Source organism: Nocardia sp. CA-129566, assembly GCF_050956075.1.
Taxonomy (GTDB): Bacteria; Actinomycetota; Actinomycetes; order Mycobacteriales; family Mycobacteriaceae; genus Nocardia.
Map to the genome: position 1 here is coordinate 219,645 of NZ_CP192085.1, position 26,313 is coordinate 245,957.

General features: G+C 65.9%; 20 protein-coding genes. 5 read left to right on the forward strand and 15 right to left on the reverse strand.

Features of this window, described 5'->3' with window-relative positions; translation table 11 throughout:
* Nucleotides 1-291: 291 nt before the first annotated feature.
* From ACQP0C_RS01030 to ACQP0C_RS01045, 4 genes are all read right to left on the reverse strand, one after another.
* Entirely contained in the window at nt 292-2,586 is a 2,295-nt protein-coding gene (locus ACQP0C_RS01030) for a heavy metal translocating P-type ATPase (protein ID WP_433729678.1), read from the reverse strand.
* 34 nt (nt 2,587-2,620) lie between these two features.
* Complete coding sequence (locus tag ACQP0C_RS01035) at nt 2,621-3,541, reverse strand: hypothetical protein (RefSeq protein ID WP_433729680.1); 921 nt, start codon at nt 3,539-3,541, stop codon at nt 2,621-2,623.
* Nucleotides 3,542-3,564: 23 nt separating this feature from the next.
* Nucleotides 3,565-3,774 (reverse strand): heavy-metal-associated domain-containing protein, encoded by a 210-nt coding sequence (locus ACQP0C_RS01040; protein WP_433729682.1) that lies wholly within the window; start codon nt 3,772-3,774, stop codon nt 3,565-3,567.
* 188 nt (nt 3,775-3,962) lie between these two features.
* Nucleotides 3,963-4,700, reverse strand: a complete 738-nt coding sequence (locus ACQP0C_RS01045) for a carboxymuconolactone decarboxylase family protein (RefSeq protein ID WP_433729684.1) — start codon at nt 4,698-4,700, stop codon at nt 3,963-3,965.
* A gap of 137 nt (nt 4,701-4,837) precedes the next feature.
* Between ACQP0C_RS01045 and ACQP0C_RS01050 the strand changes: the two genes are divergently transcribed.
* On the forward strand, nt 4,838-5,395 hold the full coding sequence (locus ACQP0C_RS01050; RefSeq protein ID WP_433729686.1) for a TetR/AcrR family transcriptional regulator: 558 nt from the start codon (nt 4,838-4,840) through the stop codon (nt 5,393-5,395).
* A gap of 359 nt (nt 5,396-5,754) precedes the next feature.
* Here the strand turns inward: ACQP0C_RS01050 and ACQP0C_RS01055 are convergent, their stop codons facing one another.
* The 9 genes from ACQP0C_RS01055 to ACQP0C_RS01095 form a co-directional block, all read right to left on the reverse strand.
* A complete protein-coding gene (locus tag ACQP0C_RS01055; protein WP_433729688.1) occupies nt 5,755-6,465 on the reverse strand; it encodes a sterol desaturase family protein in 711 nt (236 codons plus the stop codon).
* A gap of 105 nt (nt 6,466-6,570) precedes the next feature.
* Nucleotides 6,571-7,308, reverse strand: a complete 738-nt coding sequence (locus ACQP0C_RS01060) for a FadR/GntR family transcriptional regulator (RefSeq protein ID WP_433729690.1) — start codon at nt 7,306-7,308, stop codon at nt 6,571-6,573.
* A 150-nt stretch (nt 7,309-7,458) separates the two neighbouring features.
* Nucleotides 7,459-8,157: a hypothetical protein gene (locus tag ACQP0C_RS01065; RefSeq protein WP_433729692.1), complete on the reverse strand. Its 699-nt coding sequence runs from the start codon at nt 8,155-8,157 to the stop codon at nt 7,459-7,461.
* Nucleotides 8,154-9,821, reverse strand: a complete 1,668-nt coding sequence (locus ACQP0C_RS01070) for an ABC transporter family substrate-binding protein (RefSeq protein ID WP_433729694.1) — start codon at nt 9,819-9,821, stop codon at nt 8,154-8,156. The genes ACQP0C_RS01065 and ACQP0C_RS01070 overlap by 4 nt, the downstream gene beginning before the upstream one ends.
* Nucleotides 9,818-11,503 carry an ABC transporter family substrate-binding protein gene (locus ACQP0C_RS01075; protein ID WP_433729696.1) on the reverse strand — a complete coding sequence of 562 codons (1,686 nt, stop codon included), beginning with the start codon at nt 11,501-11,503 and terminating at the stop codon, nt 9,818-9,820. The genes ACQP0C_RS01070 and ACQP0C_RS01075 overlap by 4 nt, the downstream gene beginning before the upstream one ends.
* Nucleotides 11,500-13,182, reverse strand: coding sequence for an ABC transporter family substrate-binding protein (locus ACQP0C_RS01080; RefSeq protein ID WP_433729698.1), 1,683 nt, complete (start codon nt 13,180-13,182; stop codon nt 11,500-11,502). The genes ACQP0C_RS01075 and ACQP0C_RS01080 overlap by 4 nt, the downstream gene beginning before the upstream one ends.
* A 12-nt stretch (nt 13,183-13,194) precedes the next feature.
* On the reverse strand, nt 13,195-15,063 hold the full coding sequence (locus ACQP0C_RS01085; protein ID WP_433729700.1) for an ABC transporter ATP-binding protein: 1,869 nt from the start codon (nt 15,061-15,063) through the stop codon (nt 13,195-13,197).
* Nucleotides 15,060-15,998, reverse strand: a complete 939-nt coding sequence (locus ACQP0C_RS01090) for an ABC transporter permease (protein ID WP_433729702.1) — start codon at nt 15,996-15,998, stop codon at nt 15,060-15,062. The genes ACQP0C_RS01085 and ACQP0C_RS01090 overlap by 4 nt, the downstream gene beginning before the upstream one ends.
* 73 nt (nt 15,999-16,071) lie before the next feature.
* Entirely contained in the window at nt 16,072-17,049 is a 978-nt protein-coding gene (locus ACQP0C_RS01095; protein WP_433729704.1) for an ABC transporter permease, read from the reverse strand.
* A 162-nt stretch (nt 17,050-17,211) separates the two neighbouring features.
* On the opposite strand from ACQP0C_RS01095, the gene ACQP0C_RS01100 reads away from it, so the two are divergent.
* Together ACQP0C_RS01100 and ACQP0C_RS01105 are read left to right on the forward strand one after the other, a co-directional pair.
* Nucleotides 17,212-18,336: a hypothetical protein gene (locus tag ACQP0C_RS01100; protein ID WP_433729706.1), complete on the forward strand. Its 1,125-nt coding sequence runs from the start codon at nt 17,212-17,214 to the stop codon at nt 18,334-18,336.
* A gap of 127 nt (nt 18,337-18,463) precedes the next feature.
* Nucleotides 18,464-19,264 carry an HAD family hydrolase gene (locus ACQP0C_RS01105; protein WP_433734817.1) on the forward strand — a complete coding sequence of 267 codons (801 nt, stop codon included), beginning with the start codon at nt 18,464-18,466 and terminating at the stop codon, nt 19,262-19,264.
* A gap of 146 nt (nt 19,265-19,410) precedes the next feature.
* On the opposite strand, the gene ACQP0C_RS01110 is transcribed toward ACQP0C_RS01105, so the two are convergent.
* The gene (locus ACQP0C_RS01110; RefSeq protein WP_433729708.1) at nt 19,411-20,934 is read right to left on the reverse strand and encodes an N-acetylmuramoyl-L-alanine amidase; all 1,524 of its coding nucleotides are present in this window, start codon (nt 20,932-20,934) and stop codon (nt 19,411-19,413) included.
* Between the two features lie 1,673 nt (nt 20,935-22,607).
* Between ACQP0C_RS01110 and ACQP0C_RS01115 the strand changes: the two genes are divergently transcribed.
* The gene (locus ACQP0C_RS01115; protein WP_433729710.1) at nt 22,608-24,617 is read left to right on the forward strand and encodes a SpoIID/LytB domain-containing protein; all 2,010 of its coding nucleotides are present in this window, start codon (nt 22,608-22,610) and stop codon (nt 24,615-24,617) included.
* A gap of 161 nt (nt 24,618-24,778) precedes the next feature.
* On the opposite strand, the gene ACQP0C_RS01120 is transcribed toward ACQP0C_RS01115, so the two are convergent.
* Complete coding sequence (locus ACQP0C_RS01120; RefSeq protein WP_433729712.1) at nt 24,779-25,279, reverse strand: MarR family winged helix-turn-helix transcriptional regulator; 501 nt, start codon at nt 25,277-25,279, stop codon at nt 24,779-24,781.
* Between the two features lie 106 nt (nt 25,280-25,385).
* On the opposite strand from ACQP0C_RS01120, the gene ACQP0C_RS01125 reads away from it, so the two are divergent.
* Nucleotides 25,386-26,312: an EamA family transporter gene (locus ACQP0C_RS01125; protein WP_433729714.1), complete on the forward strand. Its 927-nt coding sequence runs from the start codon at nt 25,386-25,388 to the stop codon at nt 26,310-26,312.
* Nucleotide 26,313 lies beyond the last annotated feature (1 nt).

The window sequence follows — 26,313 nt, forward strand, 5'->3', positions numbered from 1 at the left end:
TCTTGCTGGGAATTGGCTGGCAATGTTGCGAGAGATTGCCGAGAGTCTTTGTCCGCTGATTGCGGACGTCATTGGGCGGCAGTAGCTTTCGGTTGCTGATCGTTGTTCTACGAAAGGTCGACCGATGATTCTTCTCTCCCTTTTGGCCGCCACCGGAAGCGCCGCCGCCGCATGGGCCACCGGCAGTGCTGCCATGGCCCTGGGAAATAGCGGCGCTCTGCAGTAAGGCCATAGTCGGTCGGACCACAGGCCGAAATCGGGCGGGACGATATCGTCCCGCCCGATCAGTCTCTACTGAGCGGTGGAGCGGAAACTCCGCAGGCGCAGACTGTTGCTGACCACGAAGACCGAGGAGAAGGCCATCGCGGCACCGGCCAGCATCGGGTTCAGCAGCCCGGCCATGGCGAGCGGGATCGCCGCCACGTTGTAGGCGAAGGCCCAGAACAGATTGCCCTTGATGGTGCCCAGGGTCCTGCGGGACAGCCGGATCGCATCGGCGGCCGCCCGCAGGTCACCGCGGACCAGGGTCAGATCGCTGGCCTCGATGGCGACATCGGTGCCGGTGCCCATTGCCAGGCCCAGATCGGCTTGGGCCAGGGCCGCGGCGTCATTGACGCCGTCGCCGACCATTGCGACCACCTTGCCCTCGCCCTGCAACCGCTTGACCGCGTCGACCTTATCGGCGGGCAGCACCTCCGCGATCACCTCGTCGATACCGACCTGCGCCGCAATGGCTTTCGCCGCGGCCGTGTTATCTCCGGTCAGCATGATCGGGGTGAGCCCGAGCGCCTTCAGCTGCGAGATCGCCTGGGCCGAGGTGGGTTTCACCGCATCGGCGACAACGAGCACGCCGCGGGCCCTACCGTCCCAGCCCACCGCCACGGCGGTCTTGCCATCGGCTTCGGCCGCGGACATGGCCCGCTCCAGGTCGGTGTCGAGGTGCTGGGCCCAGTCGGCGAGCAGCCGTGGCCGCCCGACGAGCACCGCATGTCCGTCCACCACGCCCTGCACACCGAGGCCCTCGATATTGGCGAAGCCCTCGACCGGCAGCAATGCGCCGACCTTATCGCGCGCACCCTTGGCGATCGCTTGGGCGATCGGATGCTCCGACGAATCCTCCAGCGCCCCGGCCAGCGCCAGCACCTCGGCGGTGTCCTCGCCCGCGGCGGCGATGACATCGAGCAGGGTCATCTTGCCGGTGGTGACGGTGCCCGTCTTATCGAGCACCACGGTGTCCACCCGACGGGTCGACTCCAGCACCTCCGGACCCTTGATCAGAATGCCGAGCTGCGCACCGCGACCGGTGCCGACCAGCAGTGCGGTCGGCGTGGCCAGCCCGAGCGCGCACGGGCAGGCGATGATCAGCACCGCGACCGCGGCGGTGAAGGCCGCGGCGACCGAACCGCCGGTGCCGAGCCAGAATCCGAGCGTCGCGACCGAGAGCGCGATCACGATGGGCACGAAGATCCCGGAGATCCGGTCGGCCAACCGCTGGGCCTGCGCCTTGCCGGTCTGCGCGTCCTCGACCAGCTTCGCCATCTGTGCCAGCTGGGTATCGGAGCCGATGCGATCGGCGCGCACCACGATCCGTCCGCCGACATTGACCGTCGCACCGACCACCGCGTCCTCGGGACCGACCTCGACCGGCACCGATTCACCGGTCAGCATCGAGGCGTCGACCGCCGAGGCACCCTCGACGACCACACCGTCGGTGGCGATCTTCTCACCGGGTCGAACCACGAAGAAGTCGCCGACGACCAACTGCTCGACCGGGATGCGCCGCTCAGCTGTGCTTGCCCACCCCGCCGACTCCGTCGGCTGCCGTCCCCCTGGGCCGCGCAGCACCGAGACCTCCTTCGCGCCGAGCTCGAGCAGCGCCCGCAGCGCCGCACCCGCCCGCCGCTTCGAGCGAGCCTCGAAGAAGCGTCCGGCCAGGATGAATGTGGTGACCCCCGCGGCCGCTTCCAGATAGATGCTGCCGGTGCCGTCCATCCGCGAGATGGTGAGTTCGAACGGATGCTTCATGCCCGGCGTTGCGGCCGTGCCCCAGAACAGCGCGTACAGCGACCAGCCCAGAGCGGCGAGGGTGCCCATCGACACCAAGGTGTCCATGGTCGCGGTGCCATGACGCAGATTGGTCCACGCAGCCCTGTGGAACGGCAGCGCGCCCCATACGACGACCGGTGCGGCCAGCGTCAGCGACAGCCACTGCCAGTTGGTGAACTGCAATGCCGGCACCATCGCCATCGCGATGACCGGCACGGTCAGCACCAGCGAGACCAGCAGTCGGGACCGTAATGCCGCCGTCGGATCCGGTTCTTCGGCAGCGGTCTGCTCGGGTTGCTCGATCTTCGGCGCGGGCAGCGCGGCGGTGTATCCGGCCTGTTCGACGGTGGCGATCAGCTGTTCGGGTGAGATATCACCACTGAAATCGACGCGCGCCTTCTCCGTCGCGTAGTTGACCGTGGCGGTGACGCCGTCGAGCCGGTTCAGCTTCTTCTCGATGCGATTGGCGCAGGATGCGCAGGTCATGCCACCGATCACCAATTCGACCTGTCGGGCGGATGGTTGTGTCGCGGTGGTCATCGTGTGCTCCGTTCTGTGCGACTCAGGGTAGTGATCAGTGGCCGTGTCCGGCAGGCTCGGCGGCGGATCCCGACGCCGGGGCTCCCGTGTCGGTGACCGAGAGGGTGAATTCGGCGGTGCGGACCACGCCGTCGTGCTGGAAATCGAGGAAGAGTCGGTAGTCACCGGCGCTCGGGGCGTCGACGTAGAAGGTTATGCCAGGCCCGGCCGGGGTCACACCGTCGCCTGGGCTGCCCTCCGGGTGGACGTGTAGATAGCCGAGGTCAGCGGCGCGCAGGGCCACGAGGTGACCGTAGGCCGCCAGATAGGGCTGCAGATCGGTGACCGGCTTGCCATTGCGGCCGACCGTGAGCACGACCTTCGACGGCTGGCCCGGGGTGACCGTGCCGTCCAGTGTGACGGTGTACTCGCCGACCTTGGCGGTGGTCGACGGTGCGGGCAGCGCCTGGACGTCGTAGTTGCCCGCGACCCGCAGGTCGGCGCCGAGGGTCAGGTTCTCGCCGCCTGCGGGAGTGAAGTCGGCGAATACCCGGTAGTCCCCGGCCCGGCTCAGATCCAGCGGGACACTCCAGGTGCCCGCCTGATCGAGCGTCGGGTGCACGTGCTGGAAGGCGGTCATATCGCGGCGGACCACGATGAGGTGCAGATCCTTATCGTGGCTGCGGACGTAGTCGGTGACGGGTGCGCCCGCGCGATTCAGGATGCGCAAGCGCACGGGTACGTTCGCCGCGGCGGTGGTCTGCGGGGTGTCCAGGCGCAGGGTGTATCCGTTCTCGCTGGCCATGAGTCCTGCGGGCACCGCACCGGAGTTCGATTCGCCCATGGCGGCGTGTGCCTTCGAATCGTGCGCGGACTCGGTGGGCTCCGGCCCCAATGTGGCGCCGACGGCCAGCGCGATACCGAAGACCGCCGCGAGACCGAGGGCGTAACCGGCGAACTTGCTGGACGCGTTCATCGGGATGCTCCGTTCTGGTGTCGTTACTCGGCGAGCCGGTATCCGGCCTTGTCGACGGCGGCGGCGATGGCGCCGAGTTCGACCGCCGTGCTGCTGTCGACGCTCACCCGCCCGCTGGCGAGGTCGATATCGACGCCGGTGACGCCGCCGACCTCTTTGCTGACCGAGTTGGCGCAGCAGCCGCAGGTCATGCCCGTGACGGTGACAGTAACGGTGGTGGCTGCGGTGCTCATCTGCTCTCCTTCTCCGATGACGGCGGCGCCGTTCAACTGCGGTCTACCATACCCCCCTAGGGTACTTTGTCAAGACGGTAGGGCTACCCGGTGAGGGTATGGCCGACAGGCCGCTCCGAGACGCGAAAAGCCCGGCTCGGCGATCGAGTGATCACCGGGCCGGGCTTCAGGACGGTCGTTATGGATGCTCAGGATTCGGGGCGGTAGCTGACCAATGCCACCGCCGGTGCCGAAACCACCTGCACCTCGGCCGTATCCGAGACCTTGATGTGCAGGAATCCGCCTTCGATCGACACCGCGACATCGTCGATCGTGCGCACCTGCGCTCCGTCCCGGTCGAGCAGTGAATAGCCCTCTACCAGAGCGACTTTGGTGGCGTTGCGCCATTTCGCGGTCATTTGCTTGCCTTCCGATGGTGCGGCCGGTGGGAAGTCCAGTTCCGGCTTTGCGACGTGGTTGAAGTAGTTGGACAGAATATTCAGCGCGATATGGCCGACGATTTCGCTCAGCTCGGCATCGCTGACGCCGTACTCGCGGGCCGAGGCGATGATGTCATCGTCGACGCGACCGCGGGACCGCAGCACTTCGCGGGCGATCCGCAGCACCGCGTCCGCGTGTGGATCTTCGGCGTGCGCCGCGCGGGTGGCCGCGATCGCCTCCTCGGTGAACCCCATCCGGCCCGCGCGCATGCTGTGTGCGGCAATGCAGTAATCGCAACCGTTTTCGCTCGCGACCAGCAGGGCCAGTTGCTCGCGGACGCGGGCGGAGAGTTTGCCACGGGTCAGTGCATCGCGCATGGTCAGGTATCCGCGCAGCGTCGCGGGGCTGTTCGCCATGGCGGCGTAGAGATTGGGAACCCGGCCCAGCTGACGCTGCACCTCGGTGAGCAGAGCGGCCTGCTCGGCGTCGGCGGTTTCGATGGACACAAGCGGTAGCCGAGACATTGTGACTCCAAACTCGAACGTAATGGTACCGATCGGTGCCGAATTGATACGGTACTGATCGGTACCGAATAAGTCAAGTCGGACGGTACTGATCGGTGCCGTTCTGGTAGTGTGTGGACATGGCAACACAGGCCAAGCAGCGATTACTCACCACCGCCGAGGAACTCTTCTACGCCGAAGGCATCAGAGCGGTCGGCGTGGACCGCCTGCTCCAGGAGTCCGGCGTCGGCCGGGCCTCCTTCTACCGCCACTTCGCGAGTAAGGACGACCTGGTCGTCGCGGTGCTCGAGGATCGCGATCGCCGCTGGCTGGCCTGGCTGCGGGAATCCGTCGAAGCCAAGGCGAGTGATCCGGCGGACCGGCCGCTCGCGGTATTCGACGCACTCTCGGAACGCTTTGCCCGCAAGGATTTCCGCGGCTGTGCGTTCATCAACACCATGGTGGAAGTGGCGGACCCGGATTCGGCCGCCCATCACGCGGCTGATCAGCACAAGCGCCGGGTCATCGGCTATCTCACCGAACTCCTCACCGCGGCAGGGCGATCCGACGCCGAGGAACTGGGCGCCGAATTCGCCCTGCTCGTCGACGGCGCGATAGTCACCGCCGTCCGCGAGAGCTCCCCCGCCGCCGCCGACCGCGCCCGCACCATCGCAGGTCGTCTGCTCGCGACAGCCTGACGCGGTCCCGCTGCGGTCGAAGGATGCGTGGAGGTCAGGCGATTTGGTTCCGACGGGTGTGGCCTTGCGTTGCGTCGCAACCTACTGCTGTGCGCGCAACATTTCGAATCCCGCTGTGGGACTGGGCTATCTGCGCTGCGCTGCGCGGGCGAGCCGGAACTGCGCACCGAATTCGCGCCGCTGACAACTGATTCGAAGCGAATGTCGCGATGGTCTGTAGCGAATGTCGCGATGGTCTGTGACCCGTCGGGCCAGCCCATCGGGTTCGTCTGAGCCGGGTATCGGATGCCGATGCGGCGCGCGACCGCGCCGCTGCTCGGCTCCGAATTGACTACTCGGCGCTCCGCCTGCCCCGACCGTCAGGCCGAGTGGAGGTGGCGGGCGGTGGGGGAGGTTTCGGTGGTCGCGGGGTCGGGATAGGTGCCCAGGAGGCGGTCGGCGGTGCCGGAGGTGGTGACGGTGAACCAGTAGTGCTCGTTCTTGTAGTGGTGGTGGCGGTGGTTGCGCCAAACTGCCCGGTAGAGCGAGCCTTTCGGTTTGTAGTCGGTGTGGATGAGGTAGTGGGTCCACTCGTAGCCGAAGCCGAGCAGGGTGATCATCAGCAGGAAGGTCAGGCCGAGACCGAGGCGCGGGAAGGCCAGGGTGGCGAGGGCGATCAGGATGACGACCAGTACCGACAGCGTCTTGGTCGGTATGAAGATCAGCGGGATATTGCGCGGATCGACGTGGTGCTCACGGTGTTTGCGTGCCAGTTCGCTGTCGATCGGGATCGGGCCGAGCTGCCTGGGCCGCCAGTGCAATACCGTCACGTGCACGATCCACTCGAAGAGCGGGAAGAGCGCGAGCATGACAGCGGGCACCAGCGCATCGGTCAATTGCCAGTCGCCCACGATGATTCGGGCGACCAGCGCCGCCGCCAGGGTACTGCCGATCAGCCAGGGCGAGGGATGCCGAATGAATTCGCGGAATGCGGCGCCGAGGCTGAGGCCGCGGCGCAGGGTCCGCTCGTCTTGACGCACACGCTCGCGCGCCGTGGTCGAATCCTTGCTGGATGATTGGGGTTTCGTCATGGTCTTTCCTTGGTGGAGCCAGTCGGTGCCGTCCATTCGGTGGCGCACCGAGCGATATTCCGAACCGCTGCGGTGATCCGGATCGCCGGATCGCCTACAACGCCGTCAGCGATGGGTGCTTTCAGTGCCCTCCAATACTTCGATCAGGGCCGTGGTCGCCGGTTCGAGCAGTGCCCGAGCGATGCTCGAGGCCTGTTCCGGCTCACCCGCCTCGATGGCGGCGGCCAGGTTTCGATAGGCCTCGACATTGCCCACCTCGGCGGACATGATCGGGGCCAGCGCCGCGAGCGCGGGTTCATAGGCGCCGCGCAACATGTTGAACATCAGGCGGAACACGATGGAGTCGGCGGCGTCGACGATGTGATCCCAGAACTCCATCGCATGCCGCTGCTGTGCGATCGGATCCTGTTCGGCGGCAAGCGCTTCGACGCTGCGATCCAAGGCGGCGCGCACGGTGGCGGAGTCGGTCCTGCCGAGCCGGATCGCCGCGAGTTCGGCCACCTTGGGCCCGTTGTGCAGGCGCGCTTCCAGAATGCTGCGCGCGACCTTCGGGTCCAATTCCCCGGCCTGAACCAGCAACCGCGGCAACACCTCGAGCCCGGCGCCGCGCCGATAGTCCAGCACGGTGGTCGCATCCCCCTGCCGCACCGCCACCAGCCCGGCCGCCGCCAACCGCTGCAGCGCCTCGCGCACCGCAGGCCGTGAAACCCCCAATGCCTCCGCCAACTGCCGCTCGCTCGGCAGAGTCGCCCCCGGGGCCAACTCCCCGCTGAGCACATCCGCCGCGATCTGCTCGAATACGTCCCCCGACACCGACCGCTTGACCACAGGTTGCAACGCCATATCCCTACTCTGCGCCACAAAGGTCAGGAGGTCAAGTGGTCAGACCAATCGGCTCGCGGCCGAATCACTCCTGGTCGAAGCAGTACATGGTTGAGCCGGGGACTCGTCCTCACGCACCCGCGGCGCTCGATTCGCCCGACGCTTGCCAGGTCAGCTGGGGTCAGAGCCCCGGATGACGGCCAGCCAGATGGCGGTGGCCGCGCCTACCGAGGTGGCGGCGAGGAACGCGGTGAACCCGCCGTTGGCCACGTAGACCCACATCAGACCCACGAACGGCGCGGCAACCGTGGATTGGGCGTCGAGCAGCAGGCGGCGGCGGACCCGCGCGGAGTCGGTTGCGAGGTCCGGTGCGTCGGGGTCCGGGCGGGACGGATTATCGATCAGGCGACCGGGCGGTTCGGAGGCGCGCGCTTTTCCGGAGGGATAGAAGTGGAGGCTGGCGGTGTCGATGGACCGATCCGACACCTCGGCCTCGGTCTCGGTCATACCGAGTAGAGCAGGATCGAAAAACACCGGCAGCCAGCGGGTTCGGTAGTTCTCGGTGATCTCGAGCCAGCTGCGGCTGACGAGCCGGTGCTGTTGTCGCAACCGCTTGATCTCGACGGTGCGGACATTGTCTCCACCGGCGCCACTGGTACCCGCGCGGTTGCCGTCCGCCAATCCGTGCGGCAGGCGCCCCAGCGCCCTGGCCAGTTGCAACCCCGTGTAGCCCAGGATGCCGAGCGCCACCGTCGCCAGGGCCGCGAATTGGTCCATATCGGCGAACGGCGCCCAAGTCAGGCAAACAACCAGGGCGCCGATCGTCACGTAGCACGGATAGGCCAGGGGGTGGCCCGGTCCGAATTTCACTTCAGGAAGCCGACTTTGGTGTAGTCGGGGCTGGCGAGGCCGAAGGCCCCGTAGTTGGCGAGGTTGTCGCGGACGGCGTAGGTGCCCGAGGCCTGGTGCAGTGGCACCGAGTAGCCCTCGGCGAAGATCATCTGATCGCATTTGTTCGCCAGTTCGATGGCCTTCGCCGGATCCAGTTCGGCAATCGTCTGCTCGATCAGCGCATTCAGTTCCGGCGATCCGATGCGGGCCTTATTGCTCAACTGACTGTTCGGGTTGTTCGGATCATACTTGTAGACCTGCGGCAGCACCCCCAGCGGTAGCACGCTACCGCCCCAGCTGAATTGGGCGATGTCGAAGTTCCCCGGATCGATCACGTCCTTGAACAACCCTTGGCCGGGCACGGTTTGGATGGTCAGCTTCACCCCGACCTTCGCCAGGTTCTGCTGCACGATCTGCGCAGTCTGCACCCAGGCCTCCTGCTGGTACATCACATCGCGCAGTTCCAGCTTTCGGCCATCCTTTTCGCGGACATCGCCGTTGAGCTTCCAGCCGAGCGCGTCGAGCATCCGCGCCGCCTCGTCGGGGTCGTAAGTGATCGGCGCCGAATTGTCCTGGTAGCCCTTCTGGCCCTTCATGTAGATGTGGTTGTTCAGTGGCGTCGGATTATCGACGACACCGTTCTGGGCGGCGGTCACCAGGGCCTGCCGATCGATTGCCTTCGAAATGGCAATGCGCAGTTGCGGATCCTCTAGCAGGGCGCCCTTGCCACCATTGAAGGTCAGATGCGACCAACTGGGCTCGGGCGTGCGCCGCACCACCACATTCTTCGAATTCCTCGCGCCGGTCACATTCTCGATGCCGGACATATAGGCGTAGTCGATCTCGTTGTTCTGGATTCCGGGCAGCACCGCGGAATTGTCGAGCACGCTGAGCGTGATCGTGTCCAGCTTCGGGGTATCGCCCCACCATTTCGGATTGCGGCCCAGCGTGATCCGGTTCTGCGCGCGATCGATGCCGGTGAGCATGAACGGACCCGAGCTGACCGGGAGCGTGTCGTGGTCGGCGTTGCTGAACGCATCCGGGGTGGCGGTGACGGACTTCGGATACAGCGGACTGAATTGACCCTGCCACTCGGCATACGGCTTATTGAAGGTGACGATCGCCTGCCGGTCGTCCTCGCCTCGTTCGACCTTCTCGACCCGGTCGAAGCCGCTGGGTGAGGAGATGAGGAAGCCGGGGTCCCTGGTGCTCAGCGCAGCCGCCTCCGATCGCAGGTCCTCCCACGTGATCGGGCTGCCATCGGACCATACGGCCTTCGGGTTGATCGTGTAGGTGACCTGCTGGGGGCGGGTATTCGTCAGCTTGATGTCGGTGAAGTAATTGTGATCGACGGTGAGTTCTCCCGCCGCATTGCTCACCCAAGGGGACGGCATCGTCGGACTGATCACCGAGGACGTGGTGTCGGTGGTGCCGTCGATATGCAGAAAGTTGAAGTTCTCCGGCAAGTTGGTGATGGCCAGGCGCAGATTCCCGCCGTCGCGCAGCTCGCTGCGATCCTTCGGGTTGATGTCGTTCGTACTGCCGATATCGACCGTGCCGGGAGTGATGCTGTTATCGGAGCAACCCGTCGCGATCAGGCCGAGCGCGATAACGGGAACGGCGATCGTTATTGCGAATCTCATTTAGTAAAACCCACCTTGGTGTAATCCGCCGAGGCCAGACCGAACGCACCGTAGTTGGCCAGCCCATCACGCACCGCGACGGTGCCCGCGGACTGCACGATGGGCAGCGAGAAACCTTCCTCGAAGATCATCTTGTCGCATTCGTTCGCCAGCTCGATGGCCTTGTCCGGATCCAGTTCGGCAATCGTGCGCTCGATCAGGGCGTTCAGCTCGGGTGACCCGATCTTGCCCTTATTGCTCAGTGTATTGGCCGGGTCGAAGGCGTAGATCTGCGGCAGCGCGCCCAGCGGGAGAATGCCGCCGCTCCAGGTGAATTGGACGATATCGAAGTTGCCCGGATCGACCACATCGGTGAAGAGCCCATTGCCCGGATAAGTCTGGATGACCAGCTTGACGCCGATCTTCGCCAGGTTCTGCTGCGCGATCTGGGCCATCTGCACCCAGCTCTCCTGCTGGTACATCACATCACGGATCTCCAGCTTGCGGCCGTCCTTCTCGCGGACATCGCCGTTGAGCTTCCAACCGAGATCGTCGAGTTCCTTGGCGGCCTGTTCGGGGTTATAGGCTACCGCGGCCGCATTGTCCTGGTAACCCTTCTGCCCGACCATGAAGATGTGGTTATTGAGCGGTTTTGGATCGACCACCACACCCTGCTGGGCCGAGGTCGCGATGGCCTGCCGGTCGATACCCTTCGCAATAGCGACGCGCAGTTTCGGATCCGCGAGGATCGAACCGGGTGCGCCATTGAAGGTGAAATGCGAGAACCGCGGCGCCGGTGCGCGGCGCACCTTGATGCCGGGTGCGTTCGAGGCGGTCTTGACCTCGTCGATGCCCGATACCGACGCCGAATCCAGTTCATTGTTCTGCAGCGCGTTCAGCCGGGCCGAGTAGTCGAGCACGCTGTAGGTGACGGTATCCAACTTCGGGGTGTCGCCCCACCACTTCGGATTGCGGCTCAGCACGATGCGCTGCTGCGCCTTATCGATCGAAGTGATCATGAACGGACCCGCCGACACCGGCAGCCCATTGCGGTTGACCTCGTCGAAGGACTGCGGCGTCGCGGTGGATGCCTTCGGGTACAACGTGCTGAAGATGCCCTGCCATTCCGCATAGTGCTGGGCCATGGTGACGATCGCCTGCCGGTCGTCGACGCCGCGCTCGATCGTGCCGATCTGGGCGTAGCCCTGCGTTGCCGCCACCTGGAAGGCCGGGTTGCGCCCGCTGAGCGCTTCGGCCTGGGATTTCAGATCTTCCCAGGTGATGGGCGTCCCGTCGGTCCAAACGGCTTTGGGATTGATGGTGTAGACGATCGTCTGCGGATTGGTATTGGTGAGTTTGATCTCGGTGAAATAGTTGGTGTCGGTGGTGATCTCGCCCGCCGCATCGGATTTGACCGATCCCGGCAGCGCCCAGCTGACCAGATCGGACACCTCGCCGTCGGAGTCGACATGCGATGCATTGAAGGTCGCCGGGAAATTCGTCAGCGCCAGCCGCAGATTACCGCCGTCGCGCAGTTCGCTCGGATCCATCGGATTGATGTCGTTGGCCGTGCCGATCGAGCTGGATCCCGCCGCCACATCCTCGCCCGCTCCACACCCGGACAGAATCAGCGCAATGGCGACGGCGGGTGCCACGATCCGAATTCCTACCCGGCGCTGCCGGGCGATACGTGCTGTTGTCATTTCACGAATCCGATCTTGGTGTAGTCGTAGGACGCGAGGCCGGGGGAACCGATATTGGCGAGATCGGCGCGCACGCCGAAGCTGCCGTCGCTCTGCATGAGCGGCAGCGAATGGCCCTCCTCGAAGACCTTGCGGTCCACCTCATTGGCCAGTTCGATGGCCTTCTTCGGATCCAGTTCCGAGAGGGCGCGATCTATCAGGGCATTGAGCTCCGGTGAGCCCACGCGGGCGTAATTGCCCTGCAGGTCGTTCGGGTCGTAGTAGTACGCCTGTCGAATACTGCTGAACGCGAACGCATCGCCCACCCAGACGAACTGGGCGGCGTCGAAATCACCCGGCTGGATGACATCGGTGAAATACCCGGCACCGGGCTTGGTGTCGATGGTCAGCCCCACGCCGATGTCGGCGAGGTTGCGCTGAATGATCTGGGCGATCTGCACCCAGGTCGGGTCGTTGTACATGACATCGCGGATGACGAGCTTGTGTCCGTCCTTCTCCCGCGCGTTCCCGTTGAGTTTCCATCCCGCCGCGTCGAGTTCGCGGGCGGCCGCCGTCGGGTCGAAGCCGAGGCTGTTGTCCTGGTAGCCCGTCTGTCCCTGCAGGAAGATGTGATTATTCAGCGGCTTGGGATTCTCGACGAGCCCGTTCTGGATCGCGTTGACGATCGATTGCCGATCGATGGCCTTCGAAATGGCCACGCGCACCCTGGGATCGGAAAGGATGGACCCCGGTGCGCCATTGAAGGTGATGTGGCGCCAGCGATTACCCGGCGCGCGCCGAACTACCAGGCCACCGGTATTGCGTACGGTCTGGACGTCGTCGACGGTGGCCAGCTGCACCAGGTCGAGTTCGTTGTTCTGCAGCGCCGTCGTCCAGGCGGAGCGATCGAGCACGCTGTAGGTGATGGTGTCGAGTTTGGGTTCGGCACCCCACCATTTCGGATTGTGGCCCAAGACGATTCGGCCCTGCGAGCGGTCGGTGGACACGACCTGGAACGGTCCCGCACTGGGCCCCATCGCATTGGCGAGGCTGTTGTTGAACGAATCCGGGTCGGCGGTCACGGATTTCGGGAACAGCGAGGCATTGCCCGCGAACTGACCGCGCCATTCGGCGTAGGGATGGCCGAAGGTCAGCACGGCCTGACGGTCGTCGACGCCGCGCTCCACCTTGTCCACGAATTCGAAGCCGTTGGTAATGGCGATCAGGAAGCGCTTATCGCGGCCGCTGAGTGCGTTCGCCACGGATTTGATGTCTTCCCAGGTGATCGGATTACCGTCGGACCAGACCGCCTTCGGGTTGATCGTGTAGGTGACCTGCTGTGGGTCGGTGCCGGTCAGCGCGATATCGGTGAAATAGTCCCGATTGATCGACAATTCGCCAGCGGCGTTGGTGTCGAACGATCGCGGCATCATCGGTCGTTCGATATCGGCTATCTCGCTGTCGTTCCCGTCATTGGACAGGGTGTTCCAGTTGGCCGGGTACGACGTGGTCGCGAGGCGCAGATTGCCACCGTCGCGCACCTCGTCGACGCTCTTGGGATTGATGTCATTGGTGGTGCCGAGCGTGTCCGACAGCCCCGTTGTCGAATCGCCGCCCGAACCACAGCCCGCCACGATCAGGCCGAGCGCGACCACCGGTACCGCCCACCGCATCCGGCTGGCTCGGGTTCTCGATGGCATCGCGCTCTCCCTCTATCGGCTGACGATCGGCACCGGGACCGCATCGATCAACGCCCGGGTGTACTCGTTGCTCGGATGGTCGAAGATCTGTTCGGCGGGCCCGGCCTCGACGATCTTCCCGCGATACATCACCGCGATATCGTGGGCCAGATTGCGGACCACCGAAAGGTCGTGCGAGACGAACAGGTAGGACAGACCGTGTTCGGTCTGCAGGTTGCGCAGCAGATTCAGCACACCCGCCTGGATCGACACGTCCAGCGACGACACCGGTTCGTCGAGTACCAGAATCTCCGGATCCAGGGCCAGCGCGCGGGCGATGCTGATGCGCTGTTTCTGGCCGCCGGAGAAATCGGCGGGATAGCGATCGGCGTGCTCGGGCCGCAGACCGACCTGTTCGAGCAGTGCCGGTACCCGCTTGGCGATTTCGGCGCGCGGGCGGCCGTCGATGCGCATCGGTTCGGCGAGCACATCGAAGATCGGCAACCGCGGATCCAGCGCGGCCGTCGGATCTTGGAAGACGATCTGCATCTTCCGGCGGATCTCGCGTTTGCGCGCCTTGGTCAGGGTCGCGATATCGCTGCCCATGATCTCGATGCTGCCCGCTTGCGGCTTCACCAGGTCCAGAATCTGGGTGAGCGTGGTGGATTTCCCGGAACCCGATTCGCCGACCAGCGCCAATGTCCGTCCGGCGTGTACCTCGAAGCTGATGCCGTCGACCGCGCGGACCTCGCCCTTGCGGCGCTTGAACACCACGCCGGAGGTGATCGGATAGGTCTTGACCAGGTCCGAAACCCGCAGCACCACCCGCTCATCGGTCTCTGCCTCCGCGCTCGGCTCCGCGATCTCCTGGCGGTAGGCCGCGAACAGATCGGCGGAGGTGACCTCCGCGGTGCGGATGCAGGCGGCCGAATGGCCGAGGCCGGTCTTCTCCAGTGGCGGCTCGGCGGCGCGGCAGTCATCGATCGCGATCGGGCAGCGCGGTGCGAAGGAGCAACCCGGCGGCAGCGCGTGCATGGCCGGTGGCGCACCGACGATCGGGATCAGCGGGCTGCGCGCGGGTCCGTCCATGCGCGGAATGGAGCCGAGCAGGCCGACCGTGTACGGCATCCGCGGTGCGGCGAAAAGCTCTGCCGCTGGCGCAGTTTCGACGATCTTTCCGGCGTACATCACCGCGACGCGGTCGGCGAGGGTGGCCGCGATACCCATATCGTGGGTGATCATGACGACGCCCGCGCCGGTGATATCGCGCGCCTTGCGCAGCAGATTCAGGATCTGCTTCTGCACCGTCACATCGAGTGCGGTGGTCGGTTCATCACAGATGATCAGTGCCGGATCGTTCGCGATGGCCATCGCGATGACCACCCGCTGGCGCATACCGCCGGAGAATTCGTGCGGAAATGCCTTGGCGCGCACCGCGGGATCGGGAATTCCCACCAGATCCAGCAGCTCCACCGCCCGCGCCGACGCCTCGCGGCTGGTCATATCGGTATGCGCGAGTAGGGCTTCGGCGACCTGATCGCCGACCCGGTAGACCGGGGTCAGCGCCGAGAGCGGGTCCTGGAACACCATGCTGATGGAACGTCCACGCAGCTTGGACAATTGGCGATCGCCGAGTCCGAGCAGTTCGCGTCCGCGCAACCGGATGGAGCCATTGATCCGCGCCTGCTCCGGCAGCAGTCCGATCACCGCGAGCGAGGAAACCGATTTACCCGAACCGGATTCGCCGACAATGGCGAGCACTTCACCATCGGAGACGGTGTAGTTCACCCCGCGCACCGCGTCGATGCGGCCCTCCTCACTGGGGAAGGAGACCCGCAGATCGGTGACCTCCAACAGCGGTGCGGTGGAGTTCTTTTCGATGGCGGCCTTATCGCCCGTCATGCCCCGACCTTCTTTTCCGATGCGGCCTTCTTCCGCGAACGAGCCCGTTTCGCGCTGGGATCGAACGCGTCACGCAATCCGTCACCGACCAGATTCGCCGAAAGCACGATGACGATCAGCAGTCCACCGGCGAACATGAACAGCCAGGGGAAGGTGAGTGCCGATGCGGTGCCCGACGCGATGAGCGTGCCGAGCGAAACATCCGGCGACTGCACGCCGAATCCGAGGTAGCTCAAACCGGTTTCGGCCATGATCGACGCACCCACCGACAGCGTGGTGTCGATGATCAGGATCGAGGCGATATTCGGCAGGATATGGCTCAGGATCACCGTCCTGGTCGGCGCGCCCATATACCGTGCGGCCTTGACGAATTCGCGTTCGCGCAGACTCATCGTCAGACCGCGCACGATGCGCGCGCTGATCATCCAACCGAACACACTCAGCAGCAGGATCAGCAGCAGGATCGAGCCGCTGCCCTTCGTCTTCGGTGCGAACAGCGCGACGATGATGAAGCTCGGCACCACCAGCAGCAGGTCGACCAGCCACATGATGGCCCGGTCGGTGAAACCACCGATGAGCCCGGCGATCGAACCGGTCAGCGCCGCGATGGTGGTGCTGATAATGGCGACGCAGAAGCCGATGATCAGCGACTTCTGCATCCCGCGCAGGGTCTGCGCGAGTACGTCGTGGCCGATGGCGTCGGTGCCGAAGGGATGTTTCGCGCTCGGCGGTTTGCGCAGCGCCGTGCCATCGAGTTCCTGATAGTCCCAGGTCCAGAAGTAGGGCAGCACATAGGCGACCAGCACCAGGATCAGCAGCACGATCACACCGGCGACGGCGGCCTTATTGCGCAGGAAGCGGCGCAGGACGAGTTTGCGTCGACCGGTGGCGGCGGCCTCCGGCGCCCCTTGGACGATGATCTCGGCTTCGGTCACGACTGCGCCTCGCTAGCGCTCGGCTCCGTCGCGCCCGACGGTGCTGTGTTGATGGTTCGTTCGCTGCGCTCACTCACGACACACGCACCCTGGGGTCGAGAATCGCGTACACCACATCGGACAGCAGGCCCGATACCAGCACCACCAGACCGGCGAATGCCGTCACCGTGACGACAACGTAGAGGTCCTGGGCATTGATGGAGTTGACCAGCCATTCCCCGACGCCGTGCCAGCCGAAGATCTTCTCGGTGAATGTCGCGCCAGTGATCAGACCGCCGAGGCTGTAGGCGAACAGTGTCGCCATCGGGATCAGCGCGGTGCGCAGACCATGCTTGTACAGGGCCTTATTCCGGGTCAGACCCTTGGCGCGGGCGGTGCGGATGAAATCGCTCTGCAATACGTCGAGCATGGCATTGCGCTGATAGCGGCTGTAACCGGCCATCGCGCCGAGGGCCAGACCGGCGGTCGGCAGCACCAGATGCTGGAGGCGGTCGAGCAATTGCGGGAAGAAGCCGTTGATCTTGTTCGCCGAGGTCTCACCGGTATAGAGGAAGATCTGCGATCCGGTCAGCGTATTCACTTCCAGCGCACCGTATTTCAACAGGGTGGCGAGCAGGAACACCGGCGTGCTCAGCACCAGCAGCGAGACGACCGTAGTGAAGTAGTCACTGAATTTGTATTGCCGGATCGCCCCGGCCGCACCGATCAACACCCCGAGCACCGTGCCCACGATCGAACCGATGATCAGCAGCCGCAGACTCACCAGCACCCGTCGCGGCAGTTCCTCGCTGACCGGCTGTCCGGCCAGCGTCTCGCCGAAGTCACCCTTCGGGATGCCCTTCAGCCAGCTGATATAGCGCTGTGGGATCGGCTCGTTGAGATGCAGCTGTTCGGCCTTGGCATCGATCACCGCCTGCGGCGGACGTGGATTGCGCTGTTCGAGACTGTCCAGCGGCGTGAACGTCAGCGACGCCAGACTGAACGTCAGGAACGAAGCCAGCAGCAACAGCACGACATAATTGAACGCGCGTCGTAGCAGGAAGCCGGTCATCAGTCCTCTGGTCCTACGGCTGGTCGGGCCAGCATCGAGTATTAGTCCCTGATCATAAGGACGTGGGTGCGACCGTGCGTGACACGTGTGAGATCGGCATGTCCCTTATTCTGTCGTCGCAGGTGCGTCCAGGCTTTTCTCGGTGCTCTAAGGGGGACCGTAATGAGTTATCCGCAATATGAGCCTTATCCACCGGCTCCGGCGCCCGTGCCCGGCGGCGGCACCGCGATCAGCGCCGGGGTGCTGGCGAGTATCGGCAGTGCGGGCCAATTGCTCGGCGGCGGTATGAATATCGTGCTGGGGGTCACGGACCTCGGGACCGATCTTGCCGACTATGACTCGACCGGCCTGTTCGCGCAGCATTGGTTCACCACATATGCACTGGTGACAGGCGTTATTGCGCTGATATCGGCGATCTTGCTCGGCGTCGGCGCGGTCATGATGTTCACCAGGAAGCCACTCGGCCGGGTGCTGGTCGTCGCGGGGTGTGCGGTGGTCGTGATCGCCGGAATCGCGGAGTACACGGTGACGCTGCGCTACACCACCTCGGGCGGTGGCGCGGCAGCGATCAGCGGCGGCGTCGGCGGTCTGATCGGGTTGGTCTTCCCGATCGCCACCGCGGTCCTCGCCCTCATCGCCCCGACGACGCGCTGGTTGAACTACGACCCGGCGAGCGCCTACGCACCGCCGGTGGCGGGGTATCCGTACGGACCCGCCGCACCTCCGCCCGGACCAGCGGCGTATTCGTTCGGATCGGGCGCGACGCCCTACTCGCCCCCGCCCGGCTATCCGCAGTACGGCCCGGGTGGACCGTATCCCCAGGCGGGTTCCGTCAATTCGGGAACCGATTGGGCATCTCCGGCGGCCACGCCCTCGGACGGGTCGGCGAATCCTCCGTCGGCTCCTTCATATCCGCCGCCTGGTCAGGCTGGGTCGCAGGTTGCGTCTCCGGCGGGCATGCCCTCGGACGGGTCGGTGAATCCTCCGTCGGCTCCTTCATATCCGCCGCCTGGTCAGGCCGGGTCGCAGGTTGCGTCTTCGGCGGGTACGCCCACGGGCAGGTCGGCGAATCCGTCGGAAGCATCTGCATATCCGCCGCCGGGTCAAGCGGGGCCCCAGGCTCCATCCCCGGCGGGCGGACCCCCGGGCAGGTCGGCGAATCCCGCGGCAGCCCCTGAACATCCGCGGCCCGATCCGGCGAAACCGCAGCCTGACCAGGCCAGACCGCAGCCCGACCCGACAGTGCAGGCCGACGACTCCGTGTGGCGGCGACCGAGTTCCGAGTGACAGCCGCCAACTGTTCGCGCCGATCGTCGTGGCGCAGATCGAGGCCGCGGTGATAGCCGCGACCTCGCCGAGATGGTCTTCCGGCAGGATGGAATAGGTGACGCGCCTGCACCTGCCCAAGCCGAAGATGGTTGCCACCGATGTGGACGGCACCCTCATCGATCACGACGAGCGGGTTACCGCGCGAACCAAGGCGGCGGTGGCCGCCCTGATCACCGACGGTGTGCCATTCGTCCTTGCCACCGGCAGGCCACCACGCTGGATCGATCCGGTGGTCGAAGGACTCGGCTACGCGCCGCTGTGTGTCTGCGGCAATGGTGCGGTGATCTACGACAGCGCCGCCGATCGGGTGCTCGCCAGTCGCACGCTCGATGTGGAGACACTGTCCTGGATCGCCGACCTGGCCGAACGCGCGCTGCCCGGCTGTGGCCTCGCCGCCGAACGCGTCGGCGCCAGCGCCCACGATGCGGTGACGCCGCAATTCGTCAGCTCGCCGGAATACGAGCACGCATGGCTGAATCCGGATGACACCGAGGTCTCGCGCATGGAAGTCATCGATGCGCCCGCGATCAAGATGCTGGTGCGACTACGCGGCACCCGCAGCGCCGATATGCGTGCGGTCCTCGCACCGCTGATCGGCGACCGCGCCGATATCACCTACTCGACCGACCACGGCCTGATCGAACTGTCCGCCCCCGGCGTCACCAAGGCCTCCGGCCTGGCGATAGTGGCCCAGCGCCTCGGTGTGGAACATTCGGCCATCATCGCGTTCGGCGATATGCCCAATGACGTTCCGATGCTGACCATGGTCGGCCACGGCGTCGCGATGGCCAACGCGCACCCGGAAGCGCTCGCCGCCGCAAATGAAGTCACCGGCGCGAATTCCGAAGACGGTGTCGCGCAAGTACTCGAGCGCTGGTGGGTCTGAGCTGACCGAATCCCAATGAACTGGAGCGGAGTTCGGCCGACTGATCGCGGATATCGAAGCGGCCCAGTGGGTTTCAGGCGCAGAAATGCGCCGAGCCCAACTGGTCGACGCGATCGTCGCAGCTGGGCTCGGCGTGGGTGCGTCGGTCAGCCGGCCGGTGCGCTGGCCTGACCGATCGGACTGCGGTTGATCTGCTGTTGGTTGGTTTCGTTGTAGGCCTTCCAGACGGTGGTGATGATGCCGGTCAGCTCGTTGAGAACCAGTGAGCCGTACTGGAAGTCGGTGCGCAGTCCGTTCGGCACCGGGTAGGTATTGCTCAGCGGGAGGCCGAGGACGCCAGCGTCGGCGCCGAGGGCGAGGAAGCGGTCCAGGATCGCGCCCATCACCTCGTACACCTGGCCATTCGCGTTGGTGTAGACGTACCCGTTGACGAATTTCGCGTACTGCTGGCCCTGCGCGGCGGGCAGCGGCTCCGATGCGGCCGCGCCGAGCGGGCCGTCCGGACCGCCCTTATCGGCCCAATGTTTGGCGATCGGGTTCTGATTCACCAGGCCGAGCAGTTTCGCGGTCAGTGCGGCCAGCGTCGCGATATCCAGCTGGGGGCGCGGGGCGGTCTGCGACTGCGGTGCCTGCGCCTGCTGCTGGGGTGCCTGCACCTGTCGTTGCGGTTTGCTCGACGTGCCGGCGGCGATACCCGCGGCGATATCGCGGATGCGATCCATATCGGCATAGGCCGCGTCACCGGGGCAGCTGGTATTGCCGACGTCGCGGTGCGCGAACACGATCGGCAACTGGACCGCCTCGCCCTCCGGATAGAAGGTGAATTCGGTGCCTTCGGAGTACATCGTGGTGTAGCCCTTGGGGTCGAGGCCCGCGATCTTGGACCGCCAGCCGATGAACCGGCCGACCGCGTCGAGCGCCTCCGCCGAGGGCTCCTCGGACTCGTAGTTGCCCATCAATGCCACACCCGAGGTGTTCTCGTTGAACCCGCCCGCGTGCGCGCCCTGCACCGGACGGTCCAGTCCGCCGAAGCGGCCCTCGAAGATCTGGCCGTACTTGTCGACCAGCGCGTTGTAGCCGATATCGCACCAGCCCAGCGTCTTTGCGTGATACGTGTAGATCGCGCGGACGATGCCCGCGGATTCGGCCTTGGTGTAGTCGTTGCGGCCCGCGGTGTGGTGCACCGTGATGCCGCCGACCTGGTCGTCGTAGGTGGGGTCTTCGCAGCGAATGGATTCGTCGGCGCCCCACTGGGATCGGGTGATGACATTGGGCCCGCCGCTGGGCAGCGCCGCCGCGACATCGGTGAGCGTGCCGTCGATGGCCGCACGGCCAGGATCGATCAGCACGGCCGTCAGTGCGTCAGCGGTCTGGGCCGGATCGTCCGAGCGGGGGGCGGCCTGGGTGCGCCGCATCGGCACGGCGCCCTCCGCATCGCCCGCGATCGGCGGATATGCCGAGGTGGCCGGGGTCGGCTTGCGCGTCACCAGGATCTGCACCGACTTGGTATTGCCCACGTAGATCGGTTCGGTGCCGGTGGTGCCGCCCGCCGCCGCCCGATCGTTGCGGCGAGTATCGACGGCTTCGGTGTCGTACCAGGGACCCCAGGTGTCATCGGGCTGCCGGGCCCGAACCATCGCCTTGGCGTTCGCCAGATCATGCGCGGTCAATGCGACGACGCTGAACGGTGTATCCTGACTGACTTCCTTGACCTGCGCACCGACCTGGCTGAGCAGCTCCGGCGGGACGGCCCCGGGTGCCAGTGCGGGTGTGTCCGGGGTGATTCCGGATTCCAGCTGGCCGGGGTCGGCGATGAAAGTGGCGGCCGAGAGATGACGTTGGCCGGGCTGAGCGGGAGTGGTTTGGCTGGGGATGGTGTCCTGTTCGAGGGTAGTGCCCTGGCCTGTTTGTGGGTTCTGGCCTGGCGCCGATTGGCCGGAGGTAGTGCCCTGGCCAGAAGTGGTGCCATGACCTGAGTCGGGGCTTTGGCCAGGCGCGGTTTGGCCGGGGGTGGTGCCCTGACTTGTTTGGGGGCTTTGGCCTGGCGCGGTTTGGCCGGGGGTGGTCTGGCCAGGAGTGGATTGCCCCGGAGTCGTTTGGCCGGGGAAGGTTTGACCGGGAGCCAAATCGCCCGGAAGAACCGATTGGCCTGGAAGGGTTTGTCCGGGGGTAGTGCCCTGACCTGTGTTGGGGCTCTGGCTCGGCGCGGTTTGGCCGGGAATGGCCTGGCCAGGAGTGGATTGCCCCGGAGTCGCTTGGCCAGGGAAGGTTTGATCGGGAGTCAATTGGCCTGGAACTGATCGGCCTGGAAGCGATTGCCCCGGATGGGATTGGCCTGGAACCGATTGGGCTGGATGGGATTGGCCGGGGGTGGTGTTCTGTCCGGGGGTGGTGCCCTGACCTGTGTGGGGGCTCTGGCCCGGCGCGGTTTGGCCGGGAATGGCCTGGCCAGTGGTGGATTGCCCCGGAGTCGCTTGGCCGGGGAAGGTTTGGCTCGGAAGGGACTGGCCTGGAACCCATTGGCCTGGAACCGACTGGCCTGGAACCGACTGGCCCGGAACCGACTGGCCGGGAACTGGCTGGCCCGGAAGGGACTGGCCCGGAACCGACTGGCCCGGGGCGCCCTGTCCGAGAAGCTTGGGGATCGGGATTTCCTTCGGTAGCTGTATGCCGGGCGGCAGCGGCAGGTCCTGCGGAATCGGGACGGAATCCGGAAGCGGCAGCATGCGGAGATCCGAAAGATGCAGATCAGGTAGGTCGAGACCGGTGAGTTCGCGTAGCGGAAGGGTGATGTCGGGCACCGTGGTGAGGACCACTTCGGCCATCTGTGCGGGTATTGCGGCGAGCTCGCTGCTGGTGGTCGAACGGTAATCGGTCGAGTCGCCCAGCGTGAAAGTCGCGAGCGGGGCCGCTACCGCAACAGTGGTGACAACCGGGAGCACGTAGGAACGTTTCGGTTTGCGGTACGGCACGAGCGTCTCCATTCAGGTCGAACCGAGCGATCATCTGCACGAATGTCAGGGTTGCTTCCTGATGCCTCAACGACCACACTAGTTCACAACTGTCACAAATCTAAACCTCTGGTTGAGGATTATACGATTGCTCGAATGTAGCTCTCGGATTGCCAGCGGATGGCACGACATGCCGGGCGGTATCGAACCGATCAGGTCCCGAAAAACCGTGGGAGTGAACGGATGCGACGCGAACAGCAGCGATATGGGCGACCGCGGGGGAGCGGAAAATGCGGATGAAAACGACAGTGGCACGTAGGCGAATTGGCCGTAGATGGATACCGCGAACCCCGATATCCATCCGTCCGGCGCTGTTCACGGGCGGTGCGGCCGTGCTGGCCGCAACTGTGATCGCGTGCTGGGTCTGGCCGACCGACACGCCGTCGTATCGGCCGCTCGCCGGACCGGGTCACGGGCGCGGGATGAGTCAGGTCGGCGCGTTCGACAGCGCACGGGAGGGCTGGGCCGCCGAGCGCATTCTCGATCATTACTACCCGGGCGCGACGCTGGGCAAGATTCCAGCAACCACCGTCGGGGTGCGACTAGTGGAACAGGACGATTCCTCACTTGACGCCTACGCTGACGCCGGGCTGCGGGTCGCTGGCCAATTGCTCTCGCCCGGTCAGGTCGCCCACCTCACCGCGCTACCCGACGGCGGCGCGAATGTGGTGGTCACGATGGGCTGTGACGGTGGCGTGCTGTGGCAAAGGACGGTCGCCGATCCGTGGATCTACCCGCTCAACCCGCGGCCCAACCGTCCCGCCGCCGAACATCTGACCCTGTGCGGCGGTTCGGCCTATCGCGGCTCGCTCGGCGTTGCGATGGACAACGGCGAGGCACGCACGGTGAATCGCGTCGATATCGAGGACTATCTGGTGGGCCTCGTCCCGGCCGAGGTGCAGGCCAATTGGGCGGATAAAGGTGCGACGGAAGGCCTTCGCGCACAGGCGATCGCGGCGCGCTCGTACGCGCTCGCCGAACACCGCTACCCCTATGCGCAGACCTGCGACACCACCGACTGCCAGGTCTATCCGGGTACCGCAAAGGAGGATCCGCGCGCGACCCAGGCCATCGCGGCGACCGCGGGAACGGTGCTGCTACGGGACGGGCGAATTCTGCGTGCGGAGTACTCCGCCGCCCCCGACGGCGGGGAACCCGCCGATATCTACGCCTTCGATGTCGGCCCCACACCGGCCGAACTCGGCACCCCGGTGGTCGGCGCGGCCATACCGCCCATCGACCCGCGCAAGCAGACCCTCGTAGTCGAATCGCCGATCGACGCCGAATACCGCCGGATCGGCGGCGCGAACAGCGCGCTGGGCCAACCCCTCGGCCCCGAGATGGCCCTCTCCGAAAACGTTGGCACCTACCGCCTTTTCGCCAACGGCGTCATCATCGCGACCCCCACACTCGGCGCCAGGGTCGTCGACTTCACCACCCTCATGCAACTGATGCCGGATCCCCACGGGACCACAAACCACGAGGGTAAGCCGGGCGGCAAGGTGCCGCCCGCGGGCACGGTGCCCCAGGGAAGTGCAGTGCGACCGAGCACCAACGGCGCACCCGGGACCGCACCGCTTCCTGGCGGCAGTGTCTCGCCCGGGGCGATGCCCGGAGGTGTCCTCGGCTCTGAAAGTCCGGTGCCCGCAGGTGTGCTCGGATCGCAGGGTGCCGCGTTGCCCGGCGGTAGTGTCTCGCCTGAGAGGGCGATGCCCGGAGGTGTCCTCGGTCCCGAAAGTCCGGTGCCCGCGGGTGTGCTGGGACCGCAGGGTGTCGCGCCGCCCGGCAGTAGTGTCTCGCCCGGGGCGATGCCGGGAGGCGCCTTTGGCCCCGAAAGTCCGGTGCCCGCAGGTGTGCTGGCACCGCAGGGTGCCGTGTTGCCCGGCGACAGTGCCTTGCCCGATGGGGCGATGCCTGGAGGTGTCCTTGGTCCCGAAAGTCCGGTGCCCGCAGGTGTGCTGGCACCGCAGGGTGCGGTGCCGCCGCCCGGCGACAGTGCCTTGCCCGATGGGGCGATGCCCGGAGGTGTCCTCGGCTCTGAAAGTCCGGTGCCCGCGGGTGTGCTGGCACCGCAGGGTGCGGTGCCGCCCGGCGACAGTGCCTTGCCCGATGGGGCGATGCCCGGAGGTGTCCTCGGCTCTGAAAGTCCGGTGCCCGCGGGTGTGCTGGGACCGCAGGGTGCCGCGCTGCCCGGCGGCAGTGTCTCGCCCGAGGGGGGAGTGCTCGGCGGTGTGCTCGGACAACAGAGTGCCGCGCTGCCCGGCGGCAGTGCCTCGCCCGACGGAGCGGTGCCCGGAGGTGCCGCGGACTCGAGAGTGCTACAGCGCCAGGGGGTTTCGTAGTGCTGGGCAGTGATGTTGCGCCGTATACCACGGTTGCGCCCGGGAATACCGTCGCACCGAGGACCGCGTCGACCCCGCCACCGGCTGTCTCTGTTGCGCCGACGAGCGAGGAACTGTGGAAGGGGGTCGCGGGGTAGGCCCTGGTTCGGTTGCTTGCCGGGTCAGGATGTGGGGATGTCGCCGAGTGATTCGGCCAGGGTGCGGAGTTGGTCTGCCAGCTGGCCTCGGCTTTGTTGATCGAGGACGGCGAGTAGGCGCTGTTCGTTTGCCATGTGCAGGGGCAGCAGTTCGTCGATCAGGGTCCGGCCGGTCGGGGTGAGCTGGACGAGGATCGCTCTGCGGTCCTCCGCGCATGGGATGCGCTCGACCAGGCCCTTGGCGGCCAGTCGGTCTATGCGATTGGTGATGGCGCCCGAGGTGAGCATGGCGACCTGGTTCAGCGCGCCCGCGGTGAGTCCCTTCGCGCCGCCGGAGCGCCGCAGCGTCGCGAGCATGTCGAACTCCCAGAACTCGAGTCCGTGTCCGGCGAAGAACTTCTTCAGCTCCTGTTCCAGCAGTCGGGACAGTCGCTGGATGCGCCCGATCACCGCCATCGGTGATACGTCGACGTCCGGCCGTTCCCGGTTCCAGTGCGCGGTGAACAGATCGATCGCATCGGCCACGGCATTCCTCTCGATAGTGATTATCTCAACATTCATCTACTTGACGTCGAGCTATCGCATCGAGTAGATATTTCAACGTTGAGATTATCAATGAGGAGCGACCGACATGACAACAACCACCGCCGCGCGTAGCTCGTACGCGGGCACCCTGGCGCTCGCCGCACTCGCCCCGATCACCTGGGGCTCCACCTACGCCGTCACCACCGAATTCCTGCCACCGGACCGTCCGCTCTTCACCGCGCTGATGCGCGCACTGCCCGCCGGGCTCGCGCTGCTCGCCATCACCCGCGTCCTGCCGCGCGGCATCTGGATCGGGCGCGCCGCCGCACTCGGCGTCCTCAATATCGGCGCGTTCTTCCCGCTGCTGTTCTTGGCCGCGTACCGGCTGCCCGGCGGTGTGGCCGGAGTACTCGGCGCGGTCGCCCCGATGTTCTCGCTGGCCTTCGCGACCGTCGTACTCGCCGAAAAGCCCAATGGGCGCAAGGTGATCGCCGGTCTGATCGGTGTCTTCGGTGTCGCGCTCGTCGTGCTGCGGGCCAATGCCCAACTCGACACCGTTGGCGTCATCGCCGGACTCGCGGGCGCGGCGTCCATGGCGATGGGCACCGTGCTCACCCAGCGTTGGGGTCGGCCCGAAGGCGTCGGACCGCTCGCGATCACCGGATGGCAGCTCACCGCGGGCGGCCTGTTCATCGCACCGCTCGCCTTCCTGATCGAGGGTGCGCCGCCCGCGCTCGACGGTTCGGCCATCGGCGGCTACCTGTACCTCGGCGTGATCGGCACGGCGCTGGCGTACTTCCTCTGGTTCCGCGGCATCTCCCGGGCGCCCGCCACCTCGGTCGCGTTCCTCGGACTGCTCAGCCCGGTCTCGGCGGCGCTGATCGGGTGGATCGCACTGGGCCAGGCGCTGAGCCCGCTGCAGGTGCTCGGACTCGTCATCGCCCTCGGCGGCACCCTGCTCGGCCAGGTTGTCGCCAAGCCACGGGTGGCGCCCGCGGTGACCGAGCGTCGCGCGTCGGTGAGAGTCCGTTAGA